Annotated in this window: 12 protein-coding genes; 6 read left to right on the forward strand and 6 right to left on the reverse strand. The window is 57.4% G+C overall.

Going from position 1 to position 11,140, the window contains the following annotated elements; genetic code table 11:
- The first annotated feature begins 127 nt into the window (after positions 1–127).
- The gene (locus tag J1G18_RS15755) at positions 128–2,233 is read left to right on the forward strand and encodes a molybdopterin oxidoreductase family protein (RefSeq protein WP_134787229.1); all 2,106 of its coding nucleotides are present in this window, start codon (positions 128–130) and stop codon (positions 2,231–2,233) included.
- Positions 2,234–2,330: 97 nt separating this feature from the next.
- Positions 2,331–2,672 (forward strand): Grx4 family monothiol glutaredoxin, encoded by a 342-nt coding sequence (grxD, locus tag J1G18_RS15760; RefSeq protein WP_003227729.1) that lies wholly within the window; start codon positions 2,331–2,333, stop codon positions 2,670–2,672.
- Positions 2,673–2,804: 132 nt separating this feature from the next.
- Here grxD and bfr read toward each other — a convergent pair whose 3' ends face one another.
- Both bfr and J1G18_RS15770 read right to left on the reverse strand, forming a co-directional pair.
- Positions 2,805–3,278: a bacterioferritin gene (gene bfr, locus J1G18_RS15765; protein WP_003227727.1), complete on the reverse strand. Its 474-nt coding sequence runs from the start codon at positions 3,276–3,278 to the stop codon at positions 2,805–2,807.
- Between the two features lie 202 nt (positions 3,279–3,480).
- Positions 3,481–3,699, reverse strand: a complete 219-nt coding sequence (locus J1G18_RS15770) for a bacterioferritin-associated ferredoxin (protein WP_003227725.1) — start codon at positions 3,697–3,699, stop codon at positions 3,481–3,483.
- 313 nt (positions 3,700–4,012) lie between these two features.
- Between J1G18_RS15770 and J1G18_RS15775 the strand changes: the two genes are divergently transcribed.
- Positions 4,013–4,615, forward strand: a complete 603-nt coding sequence (locus tag J1G18_RS15775; protein ID WP_007963972.1) for a peroxiredoxin — start codon at positions 4,013–4,015, stop codon at positions 4,613–4,615.
- A gap of 74 nt (positions 4,616–4,689) precedes the next feature.
- Here the strand turns inward: J1G18_RS15775 and rnt are convergent, their stop codons facing one another.
- A complete protein-coding gene (gene rnt, locus J1G18_RS15780) occupies positions 4,690–5,367 on the reverse strand; it encodes a ribonuclease T (protein ID WP_135296463.1) in 678 nt (225 codons plus the stop codon).
- The gene (gene pyrC / locus J1G18_RS15785; protein ID WP_047296199.1) at positions 5,364–6,410 is read right to left on the reverse strand and encodes a dihydroorotase; all 1,047 of its coding nucleotides are present in this window, start codon (positions 6,408–6,410) and stop codon (positions 5,364–5,366) included. The genes rnt and pyrC overlap by 4 nt, the downstream gene beginning before the upstream one ends.
- A gap of 160 nt (positions 6,411–6,570) precedes the next feature.
- Here pyrC and J1G18_RS15790 point away from each other — a divergent pair, with 160 nt between their 5' ends.
- Complete coding sequence (locus tag J1G18_RS15790) at positions 6,571–7,479, forward strand: flagellar protein MotY (protein ID WP_098965368.1); 909 nt, start codon at positions 6,571–6,573, stop codon at positions 7,477–7,479.
- A 129-nt stretch (positions 7,480–7,608) separates the two neighbouring features.
- Positions 7,609–8,826, forward strand: coding sequence for an argininosuccinate synthase (locus tag J1G18_RS15795; protein WP_027612065.1), 1,218 nt, complete (start codon positions 7,609–7,611; stop codon positions 8,824–8,826).
- 150 nt (positions 8,827–8,976) lie between these two features.
- Here J1G18_RS15795 and J1G18_RS15800 read toward each other — a convergent pair whose 3' ends face one another.
- Positions 8,977–9,681, reverse strand: coding sequence for a hypothetical protein (locus J1G18_RS15800; RefSeq protein ID WP_223008040.1), 705 nt, complete (start codon positions 9,679–9,681; stop codon positions 8,977–8,979).
- Positions 9,682–10,186: 505 nt separating this feature from the next.
- Here J1G18_RS15800 and J1G18_RS15805 point away from each other — a divergent pair.
- A complete protein-coding gene (locus tag J1G18_RS15805) occupies positions 10,187–10,813 on the forward strand; it encodes a response regulator transcription factor (RefSeq protein ID WP_003227711.1) in 627 nt (208 codons plus the stop codon).
- An 87-nt stretch (positions 10,814–10,900) separates the two neighbouring features.
- Here the strand turns inward: J1G18_RS15805 and J1G18_RS15810 are convergent, their stop codons facing one another.
- A complete protein-coding gene (locus J1G18_RS15810; RefSeq protein WP_027612063.1) occupies positions 10,901–11,080 on the reverse strand; it encodes a PA3496 family putative envelope integrity protein in 180 nt (59 codons plus the stop codon).
- Between the last annotated feature and the right edge of the window lie 60 nt (positions 11,081–11,140).

Raw genomic sequence — 11,140 nt, forward strand, 5'->3', positions numbered from 1 at the left:
GGTGTATCGGCTCGCCTGATAACCGTCGATTCACAAGACGAACGTCGCTGGCGCAGGATCTGCGCCGGGGCCATAGTTTTGTTCCCGCGGGCCTGATTGCCTGCCCAGAACAAGACAGAGACTGGCCATGACCAAGACTCTCCATCACCGTGCCTGCCACCTGTGCGAAGCCATCTGCGGCCTGACCATCGAGACCACCGAAACCGATGGCAACGTCGCGATCACCTCGATCAAGGGCGACGCGCTCGACACGTTCAGTCGCGGGCACATCTGCCCCAAGGCCGTAGCCCTGCAAGACATCCAGAACGATCCCGACCGCCTGCGCCAGCCGATGCGCCGGGTCGGCAGCGAATGGCTGCCGATCGAGTGGGACGAGGCCTTTGCGCTGGTGGCCGAGCGTCTGGCGGCGATTCAAGAGCGTCACGGGCAGAATGCGGTGGCGGTCTACCAGGGCAACCCGAGCGTGCACAACTATGGGCTGATGACCCACAGCAACTACTTTCTCGGCCTGCTGAAGACGCGCAATCGCTTCTCGGCGACTTCGGTCGATCAGTTGCCGCATCACCTGAGCAGTTACCTGATGTACGGCCATGGCTTGCTGCTGCCGATCCCGGACATCGATCACACCGATTTCATGCTGATCCTCGGCGGCAACCCGCTGGCATCCAACGGCAGCATCATGACCGTGCCGGATGTCGAGAAACGCCTGAAGGCGATTCAGGCGCGCGGCGGCAAAGTGGTGGTGGTCGATCCCCGGCGCAGCGAAACGGCAGCTATCGCCGATCAGCACTTGTTTGTGCGGCCGGGTGGCGACGCGGCGCTGTTGTTTGGCTTACTCAATACGCTTTTCAGCGAAGGGCTGACCCGTGACAGCCACTTGCCGGTTGATGGCCTTGATGAAGTGCGCGCAGCCGTCGCAACCTTCACTGCCGAAGCCATGAGCCCGCTGTGCGCCGTTCCCGCTGAACAGATCCGCCAACTGGCCCGGAACTTCGCCGCTGCACCAAGCGCTGTTTGCTACGGCCGGATGGGCGTTTCCACTCAGGCCTTCGGCACGCTATGCCATTGGGTCGTGCAGTTGATCAATCTGGTGACTGGCAATCTCGATCGCGTCGGCGGTGCCTTGTGCACAGAGCCAGCGGTGGATCTGGTGGCATCGACCTCGGGCGGGCATTTCAACAAGTGGCAGAGCCGGGTGTCCGGACGCCCCGAGTACGGTGGCGAGCTGCCGGTATCGGCGCTGGCTGAAGAGATGCTCACCGAAGGTGAAGGGCAGATTCGCGCGCTGATCACTGTGGCCGGCAATCCGGTGTTGTCGACGCCAAACGGCCGGCAACTGGAACAGGCGCTCGATGGTCTGGAGTTCATGCTCAGCATCGACCTGTACATTAACGAAACCACGCGCTACGCCGATCTGATTCTGCCGTCGACCTCGGCGCTGGAGAACGATCATTACGACACTACTTTCAATCTATTCGCGGTACGCAACGTCACCCGCTTCAACCGCGCGATTCTCGCCAAGCCCGAGGGCGCATTACACGACTGGGAGATCTTTGTCGGTCTGGCCAAGGCGTTTGCCGAGAAGACCGGCAAGGAGCTGAAACCGACGATGCCGCCGGCGAAGATGATCGATATGGGGCTGCGCATGGGCCTGTATGGCGATGCGTCCGAGCAAAAGCTGTCATTGGCGACATTGTTCGATCATCCGCACGGGATTGATCTTGGGGCGTTGAAGCCTAATCTGGCTGCACGCCTCAAGACGCCGAATCAACGGGTGCAGGCTGCGCCGCCGGAAATTCTCGCCGATCTCGCACGCTTTGCGGCCTTGCAGGCGCCGGCGGCCGATGAGCTGCTGATGATCGGCCGGCGCCATGTGCGCAGCAACAATTCGTGGATGCATAACTACCATCGTCTGGTGAAGGGCAAGCCACGGCATCAATTGCTGATGCACCCGGATGACCTCGCCAGCCGTGGGCTCAACGATGGTCAGTTAGTTCGCGTCAGCTCGCGGGTAGGGCAGATCGAGGTCGAGGTGCTCGGCAGTCTGGACATGATGAAGGGCGTGGTCAGCCTGCCGCACGGTTGGGGACATGCTCGGCCGGGCGTGCAAATGGCAATCGCCAGTGGGCAGCCGGGATCGAGTGCCAACGACCTGACCGATGAATGCCAGCTCGACGAGTTGTCGGGTAACGCCGCGCTCAATGGCGTACCGGTGACGGTGGCGGCGGCCTGAACGTGACCGTCGGGGAGACCGAGCATGGCGCTCGGGATTCCGTTACAATGCGTCACCGTGCCGACCCATGAGTCGGAAAGTTCAGCCGAGGTGCTCCATGGATATCATCGAAACGATTAAAGAGCAGATTGCCAACAACACCATTCTGCTTTACATGAAAGGCTCGCCGAATGCCCCGCAGTGTGGCTTCTCCGCGAAAGCTGCGCAGGCTGTAATGGGCTGTGGCGAGAAGTTCGCCTACGTCGACATCCTGCAGAACCCGGAAATCCGCGCCAACCTGCCAAAGTACGCCAACTGGCCGACTTTCCCGCAACTGTGGGTCGGCGGTGAGCTGGTCGGCGGTAGCGACATCATGGCTGAAATGTTCGCCAACGGTGAGCTGCAGACTCTGGTCAAGGAAGCATCGGCCAAGGCTGCTGCGGCCAAGTCCGAAGCCTGATCCGGCTTTTGTGGGAGCGAGCAAGCTCGCTCCCACAGGGATCTGCATCTGATCCGGGATTTGCCAATAAAAAGCCCCGCATCTCGAAAGAGGGCGGGGCTTTTTAGTGTCGCGAATTCAGCGGGCGCTTATTTACTCTTCGCCCATCTGCGATTGCAGATAGTTCTCAAGACCGACTTTATCGATCAGGCCCAGTTGGGTTTCCAGCCAGTCGATATGCTCTTCTTCGGATTCGAGAATGTCTTCGAGCAGTTCACGGCTGCCAAAGTCGCCAACCGATTCGCAATGGGCGATGGCGGCTTTCAGATCGGCGTGGCCGGTCTTCTCGATACGCAGGTCACATTCCAGCATCTCCTGGGTGTGCTCGCCGATGTGCAGCTTGCCCAGATCCTGCACGTTCGGCAGGCCTTCGAGGAACAGAATGCGCTTGATCAGCTTGTCCGCGTGTTTCATCTCGTCGATGGATTCGTGGTACTCGTGCTTGCCCAGCTTGTTCAGGCCCCAATCTTCATACATGCGTGCATGCAGGAAGTACTGATTGATCGCGACCAGTTCATTGGCAAGGATCTTGTTGAGATGCTGGATGACTGTAATGTCGCCTTTCATGATGGGAGTCCTGCCCTGTATTAGCTGTATATAAGGCGGAGTTTGAGCTTGGTACTTATAAGTGTCAAACCTAAGTTATTGAATAATAAATGAAATTAAATCTGAATAAGAATGTTTGTGTTCCGCGTCTAACGCCTAAGCGCTTGATTTGCGGGCATAAAAAAACCGGACATATGCCCGGTTTTTTGAAATGGGGGGGTAATTATGCCGCCGTAAATTCTACAGGGTAGGGGATCGCAGCCTGAGCGGTTTGCAGCTTGGTCAGGGTTTCGCGAACCACTTCCTTGGCAAGGCACGCACATTTGCCGCATTGGCTGGCGACGCCGGTGGCCTGGCGGACTTCTTTGTAGCTGCAGCAACCTTCATAGATCGCTTCGCGGATTTGTCCGTCGGTGACGCCAGTGCAGAGACAAACATACATAAGTGAGAACCGTCGCTGGTTGTGACTCAATTGCGATGGATCTTAATGTTAACGAGAATGATTGTCAAAGTGCTTTCTGAATGGTTTTCGATCGAAAGGCCGGTCACTGACGAACGGTGATTAATGGCGAATTGCCTGGCCCCGAAAATGCTGGTCCGTTATCCGCCTTGGGCAAAAAACCGTTAAGGACAGGCGAAAAACGCAGTGTATGATGGTCGGCCCTTGCGAAGAGGGTTCGTGTCACAGGGCTGTCGCCTCAAGGTGGCAGGCTGGCCCGGGCCCTGAACTTCAAGTTATTCACCAGGAGATATCCATGAGCGTACTCGTAGGCAAACAAGCCCCAGACTTCACCGTCCCGGCCGTACTCGGCAATGGCGAGATCGTTGACAGCTTCACCCTGTCCTCGGCCATCAAAGGCAAATACGGCCTGGTGTTCTTCTACCCACTGGACTTCACCTTCGTCTGCCCGTCCGAGCTGATCGCTCTGGACAACCGCATGGCCGACTTCAAGGCGCGCAACGTGGAAGTGGTTGCCGTGTCGATCGACTCGCACTTCACCCACAACGCCTGGCGCAACACTCCGGTCAACAATGGCGGCATCGGCCAGGTGAAATACACCATGGCTGCCGACATGAAGCACGAAATCGCCAAGGCCTACGACGTTGAGTCCGAAGGCGGCGTGGCTTTCCGTGGCGCGTTCCTGATCGACGACAAGGGTGTTGTTCGCTCGCAGATCATCAACGACCTGCCGCTGGGCCGTAACATGGAAGAGCTGATCCGTCTGGTCGACGCTCTGCAATTCCACGAAGAGCACGGCGAAGTCTGCCCTGCCAACTGGAAAAAAGGCGACAAAGGCATGAACGCTTCGCCAGAAGGCGTTGCGGCTTATCTGACCGAGAACGCTGCTGCCCTGTAAGGCGCAACGTCGCGGTACAAAAAAACCGGCCCATGTGGCCGGTTTTTTTATGCGCGGGAAATACCCGACGAGGATCAGTCGTCGAAGTCTTCCCAGCCGCCCATCTGTTTCCAGCGGTTGACGATGCCGCAGAACAGCTCGGCAGTCTTCTCGGTGTCGTAACGCGCCGAATGCGCTTCACGGCCGTCGAAGTCGATGTCCGCTGCCTGACAGGCTTTGGCCAGGACGGTTTGACCGTAAGCCAGACCGGCCAGCGTCGCGGTGTCGAAGCTGGAGAACGGGTGGAACGGATTGCGCTTCATGTCCAGACGCGCAACCGCAGCATTCAGGAAGCCGAGGTCGAAGCTGCTGTTGTGGCCGACCAAAATCGCGCGCTTGCAGCCGTTGGCCTTCAGCGCCTTGCGCACGCCGCGGAAGATGTCGGTCAGCGCGGTTTCTTCGCTGACGGCCATGCGCAGCGGGTGATCGAGCTTGATCCCGGTGAACTCCAGCGCCGCCGCTTCGATGTTGGCGCCTTCGAACGGCTCAACGCGGAAGAAGTAGGTGTGGTCCGGGTAAACGAAACCCTTTTCATCCATGGTGATGGTGGTCGCGGCAATCTCCAGCAGAGCGTCGGTGGCCGAATTGAAGCCACCTGTCTCTACGTCGACGACAACCGGCAGGTAACCGCGAAAACGCGCTGCCATTGGATGACGGGAACCGCCGCCGCCACCTTGACCGTCCAGTTCGTCGTCGAAATGGTCTTCACTCACGCGTGTTCCTCCAGCAGGCGCCAGCGCAGTTTTTCACCGGCGCGCAGCGGGATAACGTTCAGCTCGCCGAATGGCAGGCTGGTCGGGGCGGTCCATTCTTCGCGAACCAGGGTGATGCGATCGGTGTTGGCCGGCAGACCGTAGAAGCGCGGGCCGTTGAGGCTGGCAAACGCCTCGAGCTTGTCCAGCGCGTTGCGCTGTTCGAAGGCTTCGGCATACAGCTCGATGGCGGCGTACGCGGTGTAGCAGCCGGCGCAGCCGCAGGCGGCTTCCTTGGCATGCTGGGCGTGCGGCGCCGAGTCGGTGCCGAGGAAGAACTTCGCGCTGCCGCTGGTGGCGGCGTCGAGCAGGGCTTCCTGATGGGTATTGCGCTTGAGGATCGGCAGGCAATAGAAGTGCGGCCGGATCCCGCCCACCAGCATGTGGTTGCGGTTGTACAGCAGGTGATGCGCGGTGATGGTGGCGCCGACGTTGGCCGAAGCCTCGTTGACGAACTGCACCGCGTCGCCGGTGGTGATGTGTTCGAACACCACTTTGAGCGTCGGGAAACGCTCGACCACACGGCGCATGTGCTCATCGATGAAGATCTTTTCGCGGTCGAAGACGTCGACATCGCCACGGGTGACCTCGCCGTGGATCAGCAGCGGCATGCCGACTTCAGCCATGGCTTCCAGCGCCGGGAAGATCTTGTCGATGCTGGTCACCCCGGAATCGGAGTTGGTGGTGGCGCCGGCCGGGTACAGTTTGGCGGCGTGCACGAAACCGCTGGCCTTGGCCTCACGAATTTCTTCGGGCTGGGTGCGGTCGGTGAGGTACAGCACCATCAGCGGTTCGAAGCGACTGCCGGCCGGTCGGGCAGCGAGAATCCGCTGGCGATAGCCGTCGGCTTCAGCGGCGTTGCGCACCGGTGGTACCAGGTTGGGCATGATGATGGCGCGGCCAAAGGTGCGCGCAACATCGGCAACGGTATTGGTCAACACGGCACCATCGCGAAGATGAATGTGCCAGTCGTCGGGACGCAGCAGGGTCAGGCGGTCGGACATGAGGGGATTCCAGGCGGGTCAAACTGAGGGGAATGCTACCGGAAAAGACTCTTGCAGGCACCCGCTATCAAGTTTTGCAGGAACCTTCCGATATCCCGTAGGTATGCCGTAAACATAGTGTGAATCGGTCTTTGTGTTACAGAAGCCAATGGAGCCTCCCGTGCGCCAGCGATATTTAGCCTTGCTCAGTGTGTTTGCCAGCCTCCCCGCGATGGCGCTGACCTACCAGACGCGTCTGGAGAACATTGAGTGGACGGTCGAGGGCGACAAGTTCGAGTGCCGCCTGACCCAGCCGATCACCGATTTCGGCTCGGGCCAGTTCGTGCGCAAAGCCGGCGAGCAGGCGATATTCCGCCTCAATGCCTACAACGCCATGCTCGGCGGCGGTTCGGCGACGTTGCTTGCCGCGGCAGCGCCATGGCAGCCGGGGCGCAACGACATCAATCTGGGCAGCGTCAGGATCGGTACCGGCAACGTGCTGTTCAACAGTTCGCAATCCCAGGCCGGCGGGCTGATCAGCGGTTTGCTGGACGGTCGCAGTCCGGTGGTGCGCCGTGCGTCCGGCGATGGCCGGGTTTCGGAAGTGCGTCTGCTGCCGGTGAAGTTCAGCAAAGCGTTCAATGATTACCAGACGTGTGTGGCGAAGTTGCTGCCGCAGAATTTCGATCAGGTGAAGCAATCGCAGATCGGCTTCCCTGGCGAAGGCACCGATCTGGATGCCGCCGCCAAGGCCAGGCTGCAGGTGATGCTCGAGTTCATGAAGGCCGATCCGACGGTCAATCACATCGAACTGGATGGCTATTCCGACAACAGCGGCAACCGTCTGACCAACCGTGAGCTGTCGCGTCGTCGCGCGCTGGCGGTGGTCGACTTTTTCAAGGCCAACGGCATCGCCGAATCGCAGATCACCGTGCGTTTCCACGGCGAGCAATACCCGCTGGTGCCGAACAACAATGCGGCCAACCGGGCGAAGAATCGCCGGGTCAGCGTGAAGCTTGCACGAGTGGCGCCGACTACCGCGCCAGCACCGCAAGCCAGCACACCTGCCAACGCTGCGGCGACTTCCTGACCCGCCGGTCATCGTCGCGCTGTCGACAGATTCTGTCGCTTTGTCGTCTTAAGCTGTCGCGCCTCTGTAAATTATCGGATTTGAGCGGTAGACTCCTCGGCTTTCCGTAGAACCCCGTGGAGTGATGGCATGGCGGACGTAAACAAGGTCGTTCTGGCGTATTCCGGCGGCCTGGACACTTCGGTGATCCTCAAGTGGCTGCAGGATACTTATAACTGTGAAGTGGTGACCTTCACTGCTGACCTGGGTCAGGGCGAAGAGGTCGAGCCGGCTCGCGCCAAGGCTCAGGCCATGGGCGTCAAAGAAATCTACATCGACGATCTGCGCGAAGAATTCGTGCGTGATTTCGTGTTCCCGATGTTCCGCGCCAACACCGTTTACGAAGGCGAGTACCTGCTGGGTACTTCCATCGCACGTCCGCTGATCGCCAAACGCCTGATCGAAATCGCCAACGAAACCGGCGCCGACGCCATTTCCCATGGTGCCACCGGCAAGGGCAACGACCAGGTGCGTTTCGAACTGGGTGCCTACGCACTCAAGCCTGGCGTGAAAGTGATTGCCCCTTGGCGCGAGTGGGACCTGCTGTCGCGCGAGAAGCTGATGGACTACGCCGAGAAGCACGCGATCCCGATCGAGCGTCATGGCAAGAAGAAGTCCCCTTACTCGATGGACGCCAACCTGCTGCACATCTCCTATGAAGGCGGCGTGCTGGAAGACACCTGGACCGAGCACGAAGAAGACATGTGGCGCTGGACCGTCTCCCCGGAGAAGGCTCCCGACACCCCGCAATACCTGGAACTGACCTACCGCAACGGCGACATCGTCGCGCTGGACGGCGTCGAAATGACTCCGGCCACCGTACTGGCAACGCTGAACAAGATCGGTGGCGCTCACGGTATCGGTCGTCTGGACATCGTTGAAAACCGTTACGTGGGCATGAAGTCCCGTGGCTGCTACGAAACCCCGGGCGGCACGATCATGCTGCGCGCGCACCGCGCCATTGAATCGATCACCCTGGACCGCGAAGTCGCTCACCTCAAAGACGAGCTGATGCCGAAATACGCCAGCCTGATCTACACCGGTTACTGGTGGAGCCCGGAGCGTCTGATGCTGCAACAGATGATCGATGCTTCGCAGGTCAACGTGAACGGTGTGGTTCGCCTGAAACTGTACAAGGGCAACGTGATCGTTACCGGCCGCAAGTCCGACGACTCGCTGTTCGACGCCAACATCGCGACCTTCGAAGAAGACGGCGGCGCTTACAACCAGGCCGACGCGGCGGGCTTCATCAAGCTCAACGCGCTGCGCATGCGCATTGCTGCCAACAAAGGCCGCAAGCTGTTCTAAGCCTTGCAGGGCTGTAAAAATGGCGGCTTGTCTCAATGACAATGCCGCCATTTTCTTTTCTGTGTTTGTCTGACGTTAATCCAGAGCTTTGGTCATTGCCGCCAACTCCAGCATTTTCTTGAATGTCCACTTCAGGTATCTACTCTGCGCTCATGCTCCTCTCAAAACCGTGGTGCTTTGTGTGCTCACGTTGTAAGCAACGAGAAGTTTGGCGCCTCCGCTTTTTTTCGACTGTTTGATAAGGCTCGGGATAATTTGCTTGAGCAAAACGTCGCACGCAGAGTCGGTCAAAAATACCACTGCCTTGGCTGAGTGTTTGCCAAGATGCGGAAAGTGTTCTGCCAGTGCATTGAACGCCTGTGGGCTACTCAACCGACGTACGTCTATGGCGCACAATGTGCCGATGGATTTAGGCAGCTGAATGTTGTGCTCAATCCACGGTCGCTCCGGGCAGGATTCGTCAGCGCTGCAAGGAGGGAGTTGCCTGAGGTCAACGCTAAGTACAGACAACGTCCACTCCAATCCGTTGGCAGCTGATACTTCACCTACCACAGACGCTCTTGCTGGAGGCGAACAGGAGTGGAGCTCGGGCTGTTTCAACTCCTCGAAACTTTTTAGAAAACTGTCGTCCTTATCGAAGTCCGAGGGCGCATAGAGCGAACGGTAGTTGAAGTTCAGCGTTAAAAAGAATAGCAATAGCAAGTAAAACGGAAAGCTGATCAGGAACCAGATGTAGACTTCTCTTTCGGTGTTATCAAGAAAGGGTAAGGAAATGGCAGCCGATGACTCGGAAATAAATGCAAATATCGCAATTACAGTCATGGGGTTGGTTATTTTTCTTCTGATTTTTATCATGGAATGTGCTCATTAATTATGTATTTCCAATACGTATGTTGAGTTGTTTTGTATGGGGTGTTGCAACTTTCTGGTCGAGATAATTTTTATATTAAATGATAACGCTTGGATAGAAGTATCTTGTTTCAGATGTTGATTTATCAAGGTGTTTTTGATTGGTTTTACGTTGTTTTTTTCAACTTATAAGCTGCCGGGGCTGGCGCTGTGTAGCGATGTGCAGTCAATGGATTATCGCGTTTTTTCAGCCGCTCGCTGAGCCGTCTGCCTCGAAAGTAGAGTTCGCGTGGCTTTCAGGACGTCATGTTTTTTGCGTCGATGTGAAGGCCAGAAGATACGTCATCCCATTTGAAAGTCGGCCGTATGGGTTTTTTTGTAGGAATAATCTTTATTTGCTGTAGGGAATGTCTTTTGCTGGGATTGCAATGAAACTCTCTTGTGCCATGTCAGAAGTGACTGGGCTATTGTGCGTGCTCTAAAAATTCGAACAGCGAAACTGGACTTGCCCATGAATAAAGTGCTGATCGTGGATGATCATCCCGTCATTCGTCTTGCTGTGCGTATGCTGATGGAGCGTCATGGCTACGAAGTCATTGCAGAAACGGATAATGGTGTGGATGCTTTGCAACTTGCGCGTGAACAGATGCCGGATATCGTTATTCTGGATATTGGAATACCGAAACTCGACGGTCTTGAAGTTATTGCGCGTCTGAACTCGACACCCATGCCGTTGAAAGTACTGGTGTTGACCTCCCAGGCACCGGGTCATTTTTCAATGCGCTGCATGCAGTCAGGTGCTGCGGGTTATGTATGTAAGCAACAGGATTTGACTGAGTTGCTCAGTGCGATCAAAGCGGTACTGTCCGGCTACAGCTATTTTCCAAACCAGGCCCTGCACACCGTGCGTACCAGTCTTGGTAATGCCAGTGAGGCCGATATGGTGGATCGCCTCTCCGGGCGGGAAATGATGGTGTTGCAGCAATTGGCGCGTGGCAAGACCAACAAGGAAATCGCCGACGGCATGTTTCTCAGCAACAAGACGGTCAGCACTTACAAGACCCGTCTGTTATTGAAGCTCAATGCCCGCTCGCTGGTGGACCTGATTGAATTGGCACAACGCAACGGACTGGTCTGATGATCAGAAATACCGATGGGGCATGGGCCGCTCAGTGTCGGATTCAGCAGAAAGTAAAAAGCCTCCGGTTCGGGAGGCTTTCAAGTGTCAGAGATCAAAATCGTAATCGGCCAACTGCTTTTGCAGTCGGCGCTCCTCAAGCAGGTTATCGATGGTGCGACGTTTACTCAGATTGGTCTTGGCGACCTCGACCACCGGTTCGGCGTCGTCGGTATCCACAACGGTAAAATCTTCATCTACGTCCAGTTGTTCTTTGCTGTCAGTCATAAGGTGAACTCCAGGCTAAGACTGCCTTTGGCGCCCCTTATATCGATATTCCTGCTGCGG

The organism is Pseudomonas sp. MIS38 (genome assembly GCF_019891575.1).
In the GTDB taxonomy this organism is placed as follows: domain Bacteria; phylum Pseudomonadota; class Gammaproteobacteria; order Pseudomonadales; family Pseudomonadaceae; genus Aquipseudomonas; species Aquipseudomonas putida_A.